This window comes from Bacillus sp. AFS059628 (assembly GCF_002571225.1).
In the GTDB taxonomy this organism is placed as follows: Bacteria; Bacillota; Bacilli; order Bacillales; family Bacillaceae_G; genus Bacillus_A.
Window position 1 is genome coordinate 38,770 of the sequence record NZ_NVEC01000028.1, and the last position, 18,596, is coordinate 57,365.

At 35.1% G+C, this 18,596-nt stretch carries 17 protein-coding genes; 12 read left to right on the forward strand and 5 right to left on the reverse strand.

Going from position 1 to position 18,596, the window contains the following annotated elements; genetic code table 11:
* The first annotated feature begins 68 nt into the window (after positions 1-68).
* Positions 69-227: a hypothetical protein gene (locus COL05_RS31285; protein WP_000532411.1), complete on the forward strand. Its 159-nt coding sequence runs from the start codon at positions 69-71 to the stop codon at positions 225-227.
* Between the two features lie 22 nt (positions 228-249).
* Here COL05_RS31285 and COL05_RS10760 read toward each other — a convergent pair whose 3' ends face one another.
* Together COL05_RS10760 and glsA are read right to left on the reverse strand one after the other, a co-directional pair.
* Positions 250-591: a DUF3969 family protein gene (locus COL05_RS10760; RefSeq protein ID WP_000766602.1), complete on the reverse strand. Its 342-nt coding sequence runs from the start codon at positions 589-591 to the stop codon at positions 250-252.
* Positions 592-765: 174 nt separating this feature from the next.
* Positions 766-1,695: a glutaminase A gene (gene glsA, locus COL05_RS10770; protein ID WP_001149853.1), complete on the reverse strand. Its 930-nt coding sequence runs from the start codon at positions 1,693-1,695 to the stop codon at positions 766-768.
* Between the two features lie 326 nt (positions 1,696-2,021).
* Here glsA and nagE point away from each other — a divergent pair, with 326 nt between their 5' ends.
* The 11 genes from nagE (at position 2,022) to COL05_RS10825 (ending at position 16,054) form a co-directional block, all read left to right on the forward strand.
* A complete protein-coding gene (gene nagE, locus COL05_RS10775) occupies positions 2,022-3,524 on the forward strand; it encodes an N-acetylglucosamine-specific PTS transporter subunit IIBC (protein WP_098668601.1) in 1,503 nt (500 codons plus the stop codon).
* 253 nt (positions 3,525-3,777) lie between these two features.
* Positions 3,778-5,022, forward strand: a complete 1,245-nt coding sequence (locus COL05_RS10780; protein WP_098668602.1) for a serine hydrolase domain-containing protein — start codon at positions 3,778-3,780, stop codon at positions 5,020-5,022.
* 155 nt (positions 5,023-5,177) lie between these two features.
* A complete protein-coding gene (locus tag COL05_RS10785) occupies positions 5,178-5,579 on the forward strand; it encodes an LSm family protein (protein WP_046953685.1) in 402 nt (133 codons plus the stop codon).
* Between the two features lie 16 nt (positions 5,580-5,595).
* Positions 5,596-5,790 carry an LSm family protein gene (locus tag COL05_RS10790; RefSeq protein ID WP_000899469.1) on the forward strand — a complete coding sequence of 65 codons (195 nt, stop codon included), beginning with the start codon at positions 5,596-5,598 and terminating at the stop codon, positions 5,788-5,790.
* Between the two features lie 13 nt (positions 5,791-5,803).
* On the forward strand, positions 5,804-7,348 hold the full coding sequence (locus COL05_RS10795) for a glycosyltransferase family 2 protein (protein ID WP_098668603.1): 1,545 nt from the start codon (positions 5,804-5,806) through the stop codon (positions 7,346-7,348).
* The gene (locus tag COL05_RS10800) at positions 7,341-8,582 is read left to right on the forward strand and encodes a nucleotide sugar dehydrogenase (RefSeq protein ID WP_098668604.1); all 1,242 of its coding nucleotides are present in this window, start codon (positions 7,341-7,343) and stop codon (positions 8,580-8,582) included. Before COL05_RS10795 ends, COL05_RS10800 begins: the two co-directional genes overlap by 8 nt.
* A complete protein-coding gene (locus COL05_RS10805) occupies positions 8,579-9,544 on the forward strand; it encodes an NAD-dependent epimerase/dehydratase family protein (protein ID WP_098668605.1) in 966 nt (321 codons plus the stop codon). Before COL05_RS10800 ends, COL05_RS10805 begins: the two co-directional genes overlap by 4 nt.
* Positions 9,537-11,084, forward strand: coding sequence for a glycosyltransferase family 2 protein (locus COL05_RS10810; RefSeq protein ID WP_142337427.1), 1,548 nt, complete (start codon positions 9,537-9,539; stop codon positions 11,082-11,084). The genes COL05_RS10805 and COL05_RS10810 overlap by 8 nt, the downstream gene beginning before the upstream one ends.
* Before the next feature lie 338 nt (positions 11,085-11,422).
* A complete protein-coding gene (gene pflB / locus COL05_RS10815; protein ID WP_098668607.1) occupies positions 11,423-13,672 on the forward strand; it encodes a formate C-acetyltransferase in 2,250 nt (749 codons plus the stop codon).
* Between the two features lie 71 nt (positions 13,673-13,743).
* Positions 13,744-14,475: a pyruvate formate-lyase-activating protein gene (gene pflA / locus COL05_RS10820; protein WP_098668608.1), complete on the forward strand. Its 732-nt coding sequence runs from the start codon at positions 13,744-13,746 to the stop codon at positions 14,473-14,475.
* A 412-nt stretch (positions 14,476-14,887) separates the two neighbouring features.
* Positions 14,888-16,054 (forward strand): diglucosyl diacylglycerol synthase, encoded by a 1,167-nt coding sequence (locus tag COL05_RS10825; protein ID WP_098668609.1) that lies wholly within the window; start codon positions 14,888-14,890, stop codon positions 16,052-16,054.
* Positions 16,055-16,416: 362 nt separating this feature from the next.
* Here COL05_RS10825 and COL05_RS10830 read toward each other — a convergent pair whose 3' ends face one another.
* The 3 genes from COL05_RS10830 to COL05_RS10840 all read right to left on the reverse strand — a co-directional run bounded on the left by COL05_RS10830 (position 16,417) and on the right by COL05_RS10840 (position 18,576).
* Complete coding sequence (locus tag COL05_RS10830) at positions 16,417-16,536, reverse strand: YfhE family protein (RefSeq protein ID WP_098668610.1); 120 nt, start codon at positions 16,534-16,536, stop codon at positions 16,417-16,419.
* A gap of 110 nt (positions 16,537-16,646) precedes the next feature.
* On the reverse strand, positions 16,647-17,204 hold the full coding sequence (locus COL05_RS10835) for a GNAT family N-acetyltransferase (RefSeq protein WP_000914736.1): 558 nt from the start codon (positions 17,202-17,204) through the stop codon (positions 16,647-16,649).
* Between the two features lie 241 nt (positions 17,205-17,445).
* Positions 17,446-18,576 carry an amidohydrolase gene (locus tag COL05_RS10840; RefSeq protein WP_098668611.1) on the reverse strand — a complete coding sequence of 377 codons (1,131 nt, stop codon included), beginning with the start codon at positions 18,574-18,576 and terminating at the stop codon, positions 17,446-17,448.
* Positions 18,577-18,596: the final 20 nt, after the last annotated feature.

An 18,596-nucleotide genomic window follows, 5' to 3' on the forward strand; every position in this document is an offset into this window, starting at 1 on the left:
GGATTGCATATGTCGACGTACTTTTCCCCATACTAATACGGATTTCTTTTAACGAAAGGGGGATCCGTATGGGACGCGGAAAAGCATTTGATCATAAGAAAAAAGGGCATGACCATCAACCGCCTAAAGGTGCGTTCATTCATAAAGATGTAAATGAACATACTTTAGAAGAGGAAGAACTACCAGTAAATATTGAGACGTATAAAAATAGTTTGAAAAAACATTAAAAGCACCTACATAGGTGCTTTTTTACCGTATATCTTCAATTAGTTGTTCAGATTCTTCGTGCATGCTGTATTCACTTAACACTTGAATGCAAAGCCACTTTAATTCTTCAATCGTATGTTCAAGTTCTTCCGGAAGTACATGATGAATGTCTTCAAGTCCCATTCCGAAATGAATAAGTTCAAGTACTTGATCATCGATGTTCCGATCCATTAATAGTTCAAGTACTTCTAAATTGAATATGTATCGGTGAGCTTCATCGAGTGAAACCACTTTTAACTTTAAGCTTTCTACAATACTCAATATAAAGAGAAGAATTGTTTTTTCAAGAACAGGCTGTTTTTCCATCTGAAATATTAGTTTCATCCTTCACACCTCCACATATAGCGCTAGGTTGTACTATACTATTCAGGGTGGGGGAGCAAATATGCATGATATAGAGAAACTTTCAGCACTGTTTTTGTAGGGGATTGGTAGCTGATAAAGTTAAGGTTTTTATGGAATGAAAAAATCCTGCTAGTATAGCAGGATAACTCTCAATTAAAAAATGCTCCAACCTTCTTGAGCAGAAAGAAGTTCAAGAATTTTAAAACCAGCGATACTATTTCCGTTTGCATCTAAAGCTGGGCCGAAAATACCGATTCCCATTTCGCCTTTTACGCAGCCGAAAATACCACCAGCTACACCACTTTTTGCAGGAATACCAACGCGAATCGCAAATTCGCCAGACTCGTTATACATACCGCATGTGACCATAAATGTTTTACAGATTTTTGTAATATGTTTAGGGATAATTTGTTTTTTCTTATATGGATCATAGCCATCCATCGCAAAAATTAAGCCGATACGTGCTAAATCGATACAGTTTACTTCAACTGCACATTGACGAGTGTATAAATCCATAAGTTCTTCGATGTCACAATCGATAATGCCGTTTTGTTTCATATAGTAGCAAAGTGAACGGTTTAAGTAAGCTGTCTCTAATTCTGAATTGGCAACTTTAGAAGAATAATTAATAGTAGGATTATCTGTTATTTCACGTACGAAATGAAGGATGCGCTCCATTTTTTCTTCATTATCTTTTCCTGCTAACATGCTTGTAATAGCTAGTGCCCCTGCATTAATCATTGGATTAAGTGGTTTAGAAGGACTTGTCGTTTCTAACTTAATAATAGAATTAAATGGATCACCAGTTGGTTCCATTCCAACTTTAGAAAATACATATTCTTCACCACGATCTAAAAGTGCAAGTGCAAGTGTAATTACTTTTGAAATACTTTGAAGAGTAAATAGTGTTTGTGAGTTGCCAGCATGGATGTATTCTGTTTCTTTATGGAAAATGGCAATCCCTAAATCATCTGGATTCGCATTTCCTAGTTCGGGGATATAAGTAGCAAGTTTTCCTTTTTTTGTATATGGTTTTACTTGTTCTAACAACTGTTGTAAGTTGTTTGTTTCAATGCACTGCATAGTACCAACGCTCCTATTTCGAATTAACTAAGTTTACTTTTCCCGATATGCTCGGAAATAAATAATAACATGAAAAAGTGGAATGATAAAACGAAAGTTATATGTGCTATAATAAGGTCTTTCGTTTCAAGTATTCTGTATTTTAAAAAGGAGAAATTTCCTTTTATATAACAGTTTGGAAATAGGAGATTTATCCATAAAAAATTCAAAAATAAAAACTACACATCTATACAACTATATGTTATTATGGTTATGTAAATAGAAAGCGTTTTCTAAGGCGTACTTATAATGATAACGATTTCATAAATTTGATAGGGGGAATTAAAATGTTGCAGTTTTTACAACGTATTGGTAAAGCGTTAATGCTTCCAATTGCCGTACTACCAGCAGCAGGATTATTGCTTCGTTTAGGGCAACCAGATGTATTTGATATTCCTGTTATGGCACAGGCCGGTGCAGCAGTTTTTGATAATTTAGCACTTATTTTTGCAATTGGTATTGCAATCGGTCTTTCAGTTGATGGTAGTGGTGCAGCAGGTCTTGCAGGTGCAATTGGCTATCTTGTTATGAAAAATAGTATTGATGCACTTAGCAAAGGGTATTCTACTGCTGAATTACAAGATAAATTAGGCAAAGTCCAAGATTTAATAGGCAATAGCGCTAATGTAGATCCATCTAAGCTTGCAGATACAATGACACAAGTATCTAAGGCAGCCGAATTATCGACTAAAGTGGATATGAAAGTTTTAGGTGGTATTATTGTCGGCGTTATAGCAGGACTTCTTTATAATAAATTCCATAAAATTAAACTTCCAGAATGGTTAGGGTTCTTTGCTGGAAAACGCTTCGTTCCGATTGTTACATCGGTTGTGATGCTAATATTAGGAATTCTATTTGCGCAAATTTGGCCAACAATTCAAAATGGCATTGATGCATTAGCTCATGGAATTGTTAATTTAGGTGCAATTGGTTCAGGATTGTTTGGTTTATTAAACCGTCTATTAATCCCAATTGGTTTACACCACGTAATGAACACATATTTCTGGTTCGTATTTGGGGACTTTACAAATGCAGCAGGTAATGTTGTGAATGGTGATATTGCTCGTTTCCTTGCGGGTGATAAAACAGCAGGTATGTTCATGACAGGTTTCTTCCCAGTTATGATGTTCGGTTTACCAGCAGCATGTTTCGCAATGATTGCGGCTGCTAAACCAGAAAAACGTAAGATGGTTACAGGTATGTTAGGTGGTCTAGCATTAACTTCATTCTTAACTGGTATTACAGAACCAATTGAATTCTCATTCATGTTTTTATCACCAGTATTATATGGTATTCATGCTGTATTAACAGGTCTTTCTTTATTTATTACAACATCACTTGGTATACACGATGGTTTCTCATTTAGTGCCGGTGCAATCGATTATGCTTTAAACTTCGGTATTGCAACAAAACCATTGTTACTAGCAGGGATCGGTTTAATTTACGCAGCAATTTACTTTGTAGTATTCTACTTCTTAATTAAGAAGTTCAACCTAAAAACTCCTGGTCGTGAAGATGAAGAGGAAGTAGCTGAAGGCGAAGAAGCTCCAGTTGCAGGTTCAATTGGTGAAACTTACGTAGCAGCTTTAGGTGGAAAAGAAAACTTAACAGTTATTGATAACTGTGCAACACGTCTACGCTTACAAGTGAAAGATGCTGGTCAAGTAAACGAAGCAGCATTAAAACGTGCTGGTGCGAAGGGTGTTATGAAATTAAGTAACACGAGTGTTCAAGTTATCGTAGGTACAAATGTTGAATCTGTTGCCGATGATATGAAAAAACACGTATAAATAATTAGATAAGTGGATATCCAAAAAGATTGATAATATCAGTTTTTAGGGGATATCCTCTTTTTTTTATGTTAAAAATTTAACAGCAATCTTACCTTTGTAAATTTTCTTTTTCTTTTTTATGCATATAGGTTGGTAATATGTGCAGTGCGTGATAAAGTAGGGATGACATAGAATAGATTATCCATAATCTGCTAAAATAAATCTTTAGTAGAGGAAGTAAATTATTGGTGAATAAGGGGAAAAAGCAATCATGGATCAGGAAAAAAATAATGCGAATGGGAAATCACGTCGGCCGATTGTATACATAAAAAGAACAATCATTCTCGTCCTACTATTTTCACTTGTATATTTCATGTATACAAAAATTGTTGCGCATAATAAGAAAGAAGAAACTTTAAAAGCAGCGGCAGAAATGAAGAAACAAGAAGAGCTAAAAAAGAAAGAAGAAGAAAGAAAGAAGCAAGAAGCACAAAAACAAAAAGAGCAGGAAGAACAAGTGAAGCAAGCACAAGCTTTGGAAAAGCCTGCTGAGGGACCACCTCAAGAAATTAATGAAAACGCTCAATTAGATCAATATTTACAAAACGCAGGATTTAGCGGGACAGCTGTTATTGTGAAGAATGGAAAAGTTCTTTTGAATAAAGGGTACGGTATGGCGAACAAAGAGAAACAAGTACCGAATAATTCAGAGACAACTTTTTATATTGGTTCTATTTCAAAGGCATTTGTAGCGACTGCTATTATGCAATTAAAAGATCAAAATAAATTAAACGTAGAGGATACGATTGCAAAGTATATTCCAGATTTCCCTCAAGGTAATGGGGTCCAGTTAAAACATTTACTAACACATACATCAGGAATTCCAGAGTATGAGCAGGGAACAGAGGATATTTCGCATGAAGAACTGATAAAACGAATAGGAAACCAAAAGCGTGTTGGGGGTCCAGGGGAGAAATGGAAGTATTCGGATTCGAACTACTCTATACTTGCTTACATTGCCGAGAAAGTAAGTGGCCAACCGTTAGAAGAATATATTAAGCAGCATATTTTTGCACCTGCTGGTATGAAACATTCTGGTTTTGGTAGAGAGTTAGAACAAACAAGATTCCCATCAACGGGTTATAAAATAGTAAATAACAATATGACAACACCTAATATTCCAAGTATGTCACAATTATATGGTTGTGGTGATATATATACAAGCGCACATGATTTATATTTATTTAATGAAGCACTTTTCTCTGGAAAGTTAATTTCAAAAGAGAGTTATGATCAAATGTTTACAGGTGGAAAAAAAGATTACGGATTTGGTTGGTATGTAGACCCGGGAAGTTATTCGAATCACGGTGTCATGCCAGGATGGAATTGTTTAAATGGATTTAGTAAAAACGGAAGTGTGTATGTCGTTTTATTATCTAACATTCAAAATAACATTAAATCATTTGGTAAAGTGAATAACGACATTTATACGATGTTGCGAAATATTGAAGTGTAAGAGACTATCCTATTGGATAGTCTTTTTTGTTTGATTAGAAAACATTGTTTCCTTGAAAAATGTATGTCTTACCTATCACAAAAAAAGCCTGCTTTGTATACATTAAGATGTATGGATGTATTTTTATAATCTTAAAATAATAGGAGGAGAAATATATGTGTCTGTTCGGTAAGTATTGGAAAAAGTTATCGAGATTGTTTAATAGGCAATTAGATTATTTTTTAGATAATAAGTTATTACCTGCTGTGGAAAGACTTTTATTTTCACAAAACTTCGCGAGATTTATTCAAAGAAACTCTAAGCAAGCTACGGAAGAAGTTATTGAATCAAGTAGATTTCAATCTATTATTTGTAACATTTTAAAAGAATGTAATACATCACCTTTTAAAGAAATTGCAGAGCAGTATTTGGGTAAAAACGTAGAAATTACTGTGACAGTTGGACAGTTAACAGGTGTGATTGTAGCAGTTGGTGATGATTTCTTAACATTGCAAGAAGGAATAGGAACAGAAGTTTTATTACCATTTACAAGTATTATATCAATTAAAGAAGCGTAAGAAAGGAGAGTTATATATGTTATTTACTGATGAATTACGTAACCATGTTGGTGAACTAGTACAAGTTGTGACAGCTGTAGAAATCATTGCAGGCGTTCTTTTATCTGTGACGGATGGGGCAGTAATTGTTCGTACTTCTCCTTCTTATGGACCACCAGAAGATGTAGTTGTACGTATTCCTATTATTGCTTATGTTCGCTTGGAAGGGTAAGAGTGATACAAGTATGAGAGTGTCAGTTGTGATTCCAGTGCATAATGAAGCAAGTACTTTATCAAAAGTTTTAGTAGAAGTAAGGAAGTTGGAACCATATGAAATTATCATAGTAGATAATGGATCGACAGATGGTACGAAAGAAATAGCGCTACAGCATAATTGTCGTGTGATTTATTATAGATATTCTCTTGGTAATGATGTGGGACGGGCAATTGGTGCTAGAGAAGCAAAAGGTGAAATTGTTTTATTTTTAGATGGCGATATCGTCATGAAAAGTGAAGAATTATACAATTTTATTAAAGGAATAGAGCAAGGACATGAGATTGTTTTAAATAATTTAACATGGTCCGTTTATTTGAAGATGAGACCGCATTATACGACGGTTGGAAAATATATGTTAAACCGTTATTTGAACAAAAAAGAGTTTGTTGTAGGATCTTTAATTGCGATACCACATGCGATAAGTCGTGAAGTGATTGAAAAACTAGGGTGGTGGAATTTAGCGGACCCAGCACTATTTCAAGCGATGGCGATGTCTAGAGGAGTAGATATTTCTGATATGGCTTCAGTTGATGTCATTTACACAAATAAAGTTCGTCCTGTCCATACGGGTACATCACCTGGCTCTCCTTATCCGAAAGCGACTAGTCGTATTATGGGTGATCATTTGCGAGCTTTACAATACGTAATCGAAACATACGGTAATCGCGGTGGTTTTTCAGAGGGCAATAAAGATAGGGAGTTTGTAGGAAAGTATAAACCAGTTGTATTACAAAAGAAAAAAGCGAAATATAGTGCCATTATCCCAGTATCAGAAGAGAAAACAACTATAAGGTCTGTTATACAAGAAGTGAAAAAAGCAGGTGTAGATGAAATTATAGTTGTTGCGAATGGAGCTGCCGTAAAGACCATTAAACAAGTAAAGCTAGAGAATGTTATTGTTGTTGAGTTGGAGGAAGCGCTTGGGCATAATGTAGCACGGGCGATAGGGGCCATGTATGCTACGGCAGATATTTGTTTATTTGTTGATAGTGATTTTGTTATTCCGGCAACAAATTTAATTCTATTTTTGCGCGCTATTGAAGATGGAAGTGATGTGGCATTAAATGATTTACAGTGTTTATTAGATATGTTTCATCCAGCAGATCCAATTAGCATGGGAAAATATTTTGTGAATTTGATAGCGAAGCGACCAGATTTATGGAATAACTCATTAACAGCAGTACCACACGCTATCCATAAAAAAGTAATAGAGAAAATTGGTTATGATTCTCTTGTGATTCCTCCATTAGCTCAGATGAAAGCTATTTTAGAAGGATTCTCTATTACACCAGTAGAGTTAGTAGATGTTATAAAAACAAATCGAGTACGTCCAGAGCAACACGAATTTGTAAATGGGCGTATTTCAGCATTTGATCGTATTTTCGGTGATCAAATTGAGGCGATTGCGTATTTATTACAATGTACGGACGAACGCGGTGGCTTTACGGATGGAGATAGAGATAGAGATATCATTCAACAATTGAGAAGGGAAGAAGAGAATACAAATGAATAGTAGTAAAGTAGCTATTATTGGCTTAGGGTATGTTGGCCTTCCTTTAGCAGTCCATTTTGCAGAGAGAGGGCATACAGTACTTGGGTTAGATAAAGATATTAGAAAAATAGAATCAATTATAAAAGGAGAAAGTTATATTCCGGATGTTTCTTCTAAAGAGTTACAAAGTTTATTGATGAAAAAAAAATTAATGGTGAACACACCGGATCAAGGCATTGCTGATTTTCAAAATAGTGATTATGTTATTGTTACTGTCCCGACTCCAATTAATGAACAAAGAGAACCAGACTTAAGTGCCCTCATTTCAGCCTCACATTATATACAACAAAACCTTCAAAAAGGACAAACCTTCATTTTTGAAAGCTCCACATATCCAGGTACACTCGAGGAAGTTATCATTCCTATTATTTCTCAAACAGGGAAAAAGGTAGGAGAAGATTTCTATATCGGATATTCCCCTGAGAGAATTGATCCGGCTAATAGTCACTATTCTGTTCAAACGATTCCAAAAGTTATTAGTGGACAAACAGAAAAGTGTAAACAAAAAGTTCAGGAGTTGTATAGCACTACATTTGATGTAGTGGTTCCAGTTAGTTCTCCGAAAGTAGCGGAAATGTGTAAGTTATTTGAAAATATTCAGCGCCTAGTCAATATTTCCTTAGTAAATGAGTTAAACACACTATGTGAAAGTTTAGGAATTGATTTTTATGAGGCGCTTGAAGCCGCATCTACAAAACCGTTTGGATTTACCCCATATTGGCCAGGACCAGGAATAGGAGGACATTGTATTCCAGTCGATCCTTTATATTTCCAATGGAGAATAAAAAGGAATGGGGAAATTAGTCAATTAATTGAAGCGGCACATGTAATTAATGAAGAAATGCCAAAGAAAATAGTCCGGAAAGTAAAAGGCATGGTGCAATCACCTGCATCAGTTTTAATTGTAGGAATTGCGTATAAGAAAGATGTAAATGATTTGAGAGAATCACCGGCTTTACCAATTATTGAATTGTTACTAAAAGAAGGATATGAAATCGAATATCACGATCCATATATTTCTTCTGCAAAGTTTGAAGATAAGGTGTACCAATCTGTTTCTTTGGATGAACAAGTCGTTAAACAAGCGGGTTGTATTTTAATTTTAACGGATCACTCTAATATCGATTGGAAGCTTTTTAAAGGAATGAAGCGAGTAATAGATACACGTGGAATTATAAAGAAGGTGAGTGTATGAGTAAGAAATGTTTAATTACAGGTGGAGCAGGGTTTATTGGTTCACATTTAGCTGAAGAGTTGGTGAAAAGAGGGTATGGAGTTACGATCGTTGATAACTTCTATAAAGGGAAAAATAAATATCATGATGAGTTAATGAAAGAAATTCGAGTTATTCCAATAAGTGTTTTAGATAAAAATTCTATTTATGAATTAGTAAACCAACATGATGTAGTGTTTCATTTAGCAGCAATTTTAGGCGTGAAAACGACAATGGAAAAGAGTATCGAGCTTATTGAAACAAATTTTGATGGAACGAGAAACATTTTACAAGCAGCGCTAAAAGAAAAGAAAAAAGTAGTCTTTGCTTCTACTTCAGAAGTATATGGTAAGGCAAAGCCACCCTTCTCTGAAGAGGGAGATCGATTATACGGGGCAACTTCTAAAATACGCTGGAGTTATGCAGTGTGCAAAACATTAGAAGAAACATTATGTTTAGGATACGCATTAGAAGGTTTACCGGTAACGATTGTTCGTTATTTTAATATTTATGGTCCAAGAGCGAAAGATGGTCCGTATGCAGGGGTAATCCCGCGATTTATTAGTGCGGCTTTGCAAGGAGAAGACATTCTCGTATATGGAGATGGAGAGCAGACACGTTGTTTTACGTATGTAAGTGATGCGGTAGAGGCAACGATTCGAGCGATGGATGAAAAGGTAAATGGTGAAATTATTAACATAGGTTCTGAGAATGAAAAGAGTATAAAAGAAGTAGCAGAAGTAATTAAAAAACTAACGAAATCTTCTTCGAAAATTGTCCAAGTTCCTTTCGAAGAGGTATACCCACATGGCTTTGAAGAAATTCCAAATAGAAGACCGGATGTTGCGAAATTAAGAGAACTTGTTCAGTTTCAAGCAGAAGTAACGTGGGAAGAAGGATTGAAAGAAACTATTAAGTGGTTCCGTGAAGAAAATAATGGCTAAATCACTATCGGTTATTATACCTGTATGTAATGAAGCTGAAACGATTTCAGATGTTATCCAATCGGCAAAAGGATTAAATCCATTAGAGATTATTGTAGTAGCAAACGGTTGTAACGATGGTACAGAAGAGGTTGCTGATCGTTTAGGGTGTAAAGTAATCAAGCATACGGAGCTACTAGGGAACGATGTTGGCCGTGCGGTTGGCGCAAAACACGCGATAGGTGATGTATTACTATTTATAGATGGTGATTTTGCTATTCAAACTTCAAAATTACAATTATTCCTGAATCCGATTTTACATGGTCAGGCCGACGTCGTTTTAAATAATTTGGATGCACTATTTTTAAAAAGGCAAAAACCCAATTCTATTACAGTATGGCGCCAAATATTAAATGCAATGTTAGAGCGTGAAGAATTAAAAATTGATTCCTTATTAGATGTACCTCATGCATTGACGAAAGAAGTCGTTCAAAGTATTGGATATGAAAGCTTTGTTAATCCTATTGTCGCTCATTTACGCCTAGTTCAAAGCGAATGGAGAATTAGTCGGCATTGTGCAATTGACGTTATTACACCGAATAAATTTCGGCCGACCGAGCATGCTTCGTATGGCACAGGTCTTTCGCAATCTGAAAAACGGATGATAGGTGATCATATAGAAGCTGTAGCGGAGCGAATAGTAGGTAGCGATGAACGCGGCGGATATTATGATGGAAATAGGAAAAGAGATAGTGTCTATCATACTTTAGATTTCGAAGATCTTTATCAAGGATGGGGCGTTACATCTAAATTGTATAAAGGAAAGCAATTATCAGTCATTATTCCTGTACAAGATGAAGAGAAAACAATTGGAAATGTTATAGATGAACTTCGAAAAATTGAACCTGTTGAAATTATCGTTGTAGTAAATGGCTCGTCTGATCAAACCGCAACGATTGCAAAAGAAAAGGGAGCAACAACAATTATATATAAAGAAGCACTTGGAAACGATGTAGGGCGTTCACTTGGAACTTACTTTGCAAAAGGGGAAATTGTGTTGTTTATAGACGGTGATTTTGTTATCCCGGCTAGGGAACTATATCCTTTCGCAAAAGCTATTGCAGATGGAATGGATGTCGCATTAAATGATTTAAATCATTATTTAGATTTAAGAGTACCGCTTCATCTTGTAACTGCGTTTAAATATGCGTTAAATTTAGCTTGTGATAGAAAAGATTTAGGGGTAGGTTCTCTTATTGCTGTACCGAATGCGTTTAGCCGTAAATGCTTGAAAGAAATCGGTTATAGATCTTTACTATCACCTTGTGTAGCTCAAGTGAAAGCGATTCTGTTAGGCTTCGAAATTGCATGTGTAAGTCGTGTAGAGGTCGATCAGATGAACCGTATTCGTCCCAGTGAACATTTTGCAAAAATAGGTCATCCCCCAGCTGTTTTGCGAATTATAGGTGATCATATAGAAGGATTAGAGCAATTAATTGTATTAGAAGGTAATCGTGGCGGATTCTATGATGGGAATAGAAAAAGAGATGTTTTAGAGTAGTAACAAAAAAGTGTACAACATATGTACACTTTTTTGTTCTGTTATAAAAACTATAACAGATTAGGAGATAAGAGTATTACAGCTCTACAATGGGTATTGTTCTTATATTACAAAATAGGACTCGTATATAATAATACCAAAAAAATACAATTAAGGAAAGGGTTAATTATAAAGACTTTTAAGTGAAGTTAACACTATACATATAGTAGTTTGCTCAACATTTCACAAACATGTCACAACTGTTTCGTTCACTTTCGTAAAAAAGTAGTATTCTAAGTGTGTAAGCTGTTATATAAAAAATCTTAGTCCTGTACTAATCAAAAATGGAGGAGATTAGGATGACTCAAGTATTAGAAAATGTTAAAAACGCATGGGAAAACTTTAAAGGTGAAAAATGGAAAGCAGAGATTGATGTTCGCGATTTCATTTTAAATAATGTAAACGTTTACGAAGGAGATGAATCTTTCTTAGCGGGAGCAACTGAAGCAACGAAACAACTTTGGGATCAAGTAATGGATTTAACAACAAAAGAACGTGAAAACGGTGGCGTTCTTGATATGGATACAAAAATCGTTTCTTCTATTACATCACATGAACCAGGATATTTAAATAAAGATATTGAAAAAGTAGTCGGTTTCCAAACTGATAAACCATTTAAACGTTCTTTACAACCATATGGTGGTATTCGTATGGCGGAACAAGCTTGTGAATCTTACGGATATGAAATGGATAAAGAACTTAGTCGTATTTTTAGAGATTGGAGAAAAACTCATAACCAAGGTGTGTTCGATGCTTATACACCAGAAATGAGAGCTGCTCGTAAATCAGGTGTTATTACTGGCCTTCCAGATGCATACGGACGTGGACGTATTATCGGTGACTACCGTCGTGTAGCGTTATATGGGGTAGATCATTTAATTGAAGCGAAAAAATCTGATTTAAATTTAACTGGCGGTGTAATGAGCGAAGAGACAATGCGTTTACGCGAAGAGTTATCTGAGCAAATGCGTGCACTTCAAGAGTTAAAACAAATGGCTGCTTCTCATGGTTTTGATATTTCTAAGCCAGCAACAAACACGCAAGAAGCATTCCAATGGTTATACTTTGCATATCTTGCAGCAATTAAAGAGCAAAACGGAGCTGCAATGAGTCTTGGACGTACTTCTACATTCTTAGATATTTATATTGAAAGAGATTTAGCAAATGGTACTTTAACAGAAGAAGAAGTACAAGAAATTGTGGATCACTTCATTATGAAATTACGTCTTGTGAAATTTGCAAGAACACCTGATTATAATGAATTATTCTCTGGTGACCCAACTTGGGTAACTGAGTCTATCGGTGGTATGGCATTAGATGGTCGTCCATTAGTAACAAAGAACTCATTCCGTTTCTTGCATACATTAGATAATTTAGGACCAGCTCCAGAACCAAACTTAACAGTTCTTTGGTCTAAACAATTACCACAAAACTTTAAAAACTACTGTGCGAAAATGTCTATTAAAACATCAGCAATTCAATATGAAAATGATGACATTATGCGTGCTGACTACGGCGATGACTACGGAATTGCTTGCTGTGTATCTGCAATGAGAATTGGTAAACAAATGCAATTCTTCGGCGCACGTGCAAACTTAGCAAAAGCATTACTATATGCGATTAACGGTGGTAAAGATGAAAAATCTAAAGCACAAGTTGGTCCTGAGTACGCACCGATTACTTCTGAAGTATTAGATTATGAAGAAGTTATGCATAAGTTTGATATGACAATGGAATGGTTAGCAGGCCTGTATTTAAACACATTAAATGTTATTCATTACATGCATGATAAATATAGCTACGAACGTATTGAAATGGCACTTCATGATACAAATGTTCTTCGTACAATGGCAACAGGTATCGCGGGTCTATCTGTAGTAGCAGACTCTTTAAGTGCAATTAAACACGCAAAAGTAAAACCAATTCGCGATGAAAACGGAATCGCAGTTGACTTTGAAATCGAAGGAGATTTCCCTAAATACGGTAACAATGATGATCGTGTAGATGAAATCGCTGTAAATCTTGTAAAAACATTTATGAATAAACTTCGTAAACATAAAACATATAGAAATTCTGTTCATACAATGTCAATCTTAACAATCACATCTAACGTTGTATACGGTAAGAAAACTGGTAACACTCCAGATGGTCGCCGTACTGGAGAACCATTTGCACCAGGTGCGAACCCAATGCATGGACGTGATACAAAAGGTGCATTAGCTTCATTATTATCTGTAGCTAAATTACCATATGAAGATGCGCAAGATGGTATTTCTAATACATTCTCTATTATTCCAAAAGCACTTGGTAAAGAAGATGATGTACAAGTACGTAACTTAGTATCAATGCTTGATGGTTATGCAGTAAAAGAAGGACATCACTTAAATATTAACGTATTTAACCGTGAAACATTAATGGATGCAATGGAACATCCTGAAAAATATCCACAATTAACAATTCGCGTATCTGGTTACGCTGTAAACTTTATTAAATTAACTCGTGAACAACAAATCGATGTAATTAACCGTACAATGCATGAAAGCATGTAAGTGAAAAAAGTGTCCCTCTGTATTTTATAAATAGCAGAGGGAGGCTGTTTCAATAAAGGAGGAAGTATAACATGGTAAAAGGAAGAATTCATTCTGTAGAGTCTTGTGGTACTGTTGATGGCCCAGGAATTCGTTATGTCATATTTACACAAGGGTGTTTATTACGTTGTCAATATTGTCATAATGCTGATACGTGGGAGATTGGTAAAGGAAAAGAAATAACAGTCGAAGAAGTAATGCAGGATGTGACATGTTACCTTCCTTTTATTGAAGCTTCCGGAGGCGGTATAACAGTTAGTGGTGGGGAACCATTATTACAGCTAGATTTTTTAATTGAATTATTTAAGAAATGTAAGGAAGTTGGAATTCATACAACAATTGACTCTTCGGGTGGTTGTTATTCTGAAGAACCAGAATTCCAAAATAAGCTAGATATTTTAATGGAGTACACAGATTTAGTTTTATTAGATTTGAAACATATTGATTCAAAGAAACATCGTAAATTAACAGGAAAACCAAATGAACATATTTTACAATTTGCTCGTTACTTATCGGATAAAAATAAACCGATTTGGGTACGACACGTATTAGTTCCTGGTATTACTGATAATGAAGAGGATCTACAAAAACTATCTAGTTTTATTCAAAGCCTGTCTAATGTTCAGAAAGTTGAAGTGTTACCATACCATAAGCTTGGTGTATATAAATGGGAAGCACTTGGGCATAAGTATCCACTAGCGAATGTAGAACCACCTACTGAAAAAAATGTAGAAGAAGCAAGACATATTTTACAAGCAGTCTAATCCAAATATTGGATTAGACTTTTTTCTTTCTGTACAATAAAACCTAGAGTATATATAAAGAAAAGAGTATACTGAAAATAGAATATCCATATTTTTGTAAGGAATAAGTGGAGAAATTTACATAATTGTAAAGGGAAATCAAAATAGTAAAAAGAATTAAGAAGTAAAAGAGTGAGTATCATGAAATAGAGAACATTTGTAAGTTATTGCGAAAGCTCTTATAGGAAAGTATAATGTAAAGATATGAGCACAGATAGGATTAAGGGGTCAATCTTATATGCTTTGCATATCCACGACAGGTACATAGCTGAAAGAGAAATATTAGAGTCTGTTTATGTAATTTTTAAGGAAAATGTTTTTCCTATTGTCGTATATGCAATATGGAGAAACAATAAGCTAGGAGTGGATTTGTTTGATAAAAAACCCCAAGGTTTTAATATTAACTGCACATTACGGTAACGGTCATGTGCAAGTAGCGAAAACATTAGAACAAACATTTCGCCAAAAAGGAATTAAAGATGTAATTGTATGCGATTTGTTCGGAGAATCACATCCAGTTATAACTGATATTACAAAATATTTATATTTAAAAAGTTATACAATAGGAAAAGAATTATACCGCTTGTTTTATTATGGTGTAGAAAAAATTTATGATAAAAAAATAGCATCTTGGTATGCGAATTTTGGAAGAAAACGTTTGAAATTACTTTTACAAGCAGAGAAACCGGATATTGTTATTAATACCTTTCCGATTATAGCTGTACCAGAATTGAAAAAGCAAACAGGTATTTCAATTCCTGTGTATAACGTATTAACAGATTTTTGTGTGCACAAAATATGGATTCATCGGGAAGTAGATCGTTATTTTGTAGCAACTGATCATGTGAAAAAAGTTATGGTTGATATTGGTGTGCCTGCGGAGCAAATTGTTGAAACTGGAATTCCGATTCGTAATAGTTTTGAGTTAAAGATCAATCCAGACATTATATATAATAAATATCAGTTATGTAAGAATAAAAAGATTTTACTAATTGTAGCAGGTGCTCATGGGGTATTAGGGAGTGTAAAAGAACTATGCCAATCATTTATGTCAGTACCTGATTTACAAGTAGTTGTTGTTTGTGGGAAAAATGAAGCATTAAAACAGGATTTATTAGGATTACAGGAAAACAATCCTGATGCATTAAAAGTATTCGGTTATGTTGAAAATATTGATGAATTATTCCGTGTTACTTCTTGTATGATTACGAAGCCAGGCGGTATCACGCTAAGTGAAGCGGCAGCATTGCAAGTACCTGTCATTTTATATAAACCTGTTCCAGGGCAAGAAAATGAAAATGCGATGTACTTTGAAAGAAAAGGAGCGGCAGTTGTCATTCGTGATGATAGTGAGGTTTTTGCAAAGACAGAGGCGTTATTACAAGATGATATGAAGCTTCTTCAAATGAAAGAAGCGATGAAAAGCATTTATCGTCCGGAGCCAGCTGGCCATATTGTGGATACAATTTTGGCAGAAAATCATGTAAAGCCGAATCATATACCTATTAAATCACCTGCTCTTGCACAATCATTTACTTAATATGAAACCCTCTTTGGAATATTTAAAGAGGGTTTTTTATTGTGTTCTGAGAGAAAGACTTATCCACATGGAGATTGCGCTTTCATTAAACAGTAAAGTCGGAATATTAACAACTATATCCACATTGTCCACAATTTTTAGAAAAATATCCACAATTCTAACATTTTCTATGCGTTACAACATACAAACTTGTGAAGGGTTTGTGTAATTTATTCACAATTCTATCAATTATGTGGATAACGTTATCCACATAAAAAAGGTTCCTTATTTATAAGGAACCTTTTTTCTACTCTATCACGTAGAAAAATATGTAATGAGAATGAATAATTAGGGGGGAGAACTTCTAATTATTCATTCTCACTTTAAATACTTTTCGAGCGATAACCCGCTGCGCGATCTGCTTTACGAAACTCTCGTTGGTAGAGAACTTCTTGTGTACTAGATAAAGCATTTTTTACTTTGTCACGTTTCTTTCTATCCATTACAAATCACCTCGTGTCCTAAAGTCACTATCTATCGTTTCCAAAGACATCGGGTGATATACGTATAGGTCAAAATGTTAATGGTTAATTATCTTTTCTAAAAATTTAGATTATGCTTCTTTTAAGTGATGAGCATCTTGGAACGTTGTATCTCGCATTGTAGCAAGTGTATATTGATCTTTTGGAATTTCATATAAGTTATATACTTCTTCATTCGCGTTAATTTCATCATAAACGGCTTTTCTTGTTTCGTTTGCTAGATTTACGTATTGTAATTTTTCTGCAGCTTTAATAGAACGAATATTTATTTTGCGAATACGCATAAAGATCGTTTCAATATCTAATTCATAGAAAAGTTCACTAAAAAATGAATCTTTTGCCAATTTATTATAACCTTTTCCATGATATGGTTTGCCAAGCCATGTTCCAAGGAATCCGGCTTTTTCTTGCACATCAAATAAAGTAATTGTTCCGATAGGGTTACCCCATTCATCTAAAATTGTGCGTGAAATTAATTCCCCACGCTCTTCAGCTTCAATCGTTTGTTTCGTTAAAAATAAATATTCCTCATAAGAATAAGCCTTTTGACGCACAAAAGGGAAGACAGCTGGATCCACCATTAACTCGTATAGAACGTGGCTGTCGTGTAAGTCGCGTTTTTTTAACATACTAACTCCTCCTCACACGAGGGTAGCATGACGAAAAAACACCCCACCCTCGAAATTTTTATATCAATCTTTAAAAAATTTCGGGGTGGGAATCGAACCCACTAGAACCAGTTTCTAACGCTGGTGGCGCACCATTTGCCTTCCCCATTCATCAATTTGAAAATGATAATCACGACACAAATTGATTATGGTTTCATTCAGTTTATAATCGTATAATACTTTATCTAGTCAAAAAAATAAACTAGTTTTTTTTATTTTTTTTGTAAATTATTTTTCCATCAATCATGGTTAGTACAGGCTTGGCTAAATAATGGAAAGGATGATGGGTCCATAACACGAGATCAGCGTCTTTTCCAACCTCAATGCTTCCAATTCTATCCTCTAAACGTAAATTTCGTGCTGGAAAAATAGTGATTCCTTCTAGTGCAGTTTTTTCGTCTAATCCTTCCCTTACCGCGACAGCAGCACAAACATTTAAATATTGAATGGGTGTATAAGGGTGATCTGTTGTGATGGAAACTTCCACTCCATTTTTGGATAATATATGGTAAGTATCCCATGTTTTGTTTTTGAGTTCTATTTTAGAACGGCGTGTAAGCGTGGGGCCAACTGAAACCTTCAAATTGTGTTTCGAAAGTTCTTCAACAATAAAGTGTCCTTCTGTACAATGTTCAATACGTAAATCGAGATTAAATTCTGTTGCAAAGCGTAGAGCAGAACTAATATCATCTGCTCGGTGAGCGTGGATACGTACGGGTATTTCGCGACGTAATGCTTTTAAGATAGGAAGCATTCGAAAATCAGCTTCATGCCCGTAGTGCTGTGCTTCATAGAATGATTCCCGAAGTAATCCCATAATTCCCATACGTGTTATGGATTCTTTTGTTCCATTACTATGGACCTTTTTAGGATTTTCTCCAAAGGCAATCTTTAAGCCTGCAGGTTCTTGAATAATCATATGATCAATACAAGTTCCAGCTGTTTTTATTACACAAGTCGTACCACCAATAATGTTTTGACTTCCTGGCATAACGTGAACAGTTGTGATGCCATTTTGTACAGCATCTTGAAATGCAATATCAAAAGGGTGGATTCCGTCCAAAGAACGGATATGTGGTGTTGAAACTTCAGATGTTTCATTTGCATCATTGCCAGCCCAACCAGTGCCTTCATCATAGAGACCAAGATGAGTATGGACATCAATAAATCCGGGTAAAAGATGAAGAGCACGCGCGTCTATAACTGTCATATCTTGAGTAGATTGAATGGTAGGCTTGACCTCGGCAATTCGTTCTCCTATAACGAGTACATCCCCTTGAAATTTTTGGGATGTAATAGGATAGACAATGGCTTGTTTGAGCAATATTTTCATAGGTACCTCATTTCTGTTAC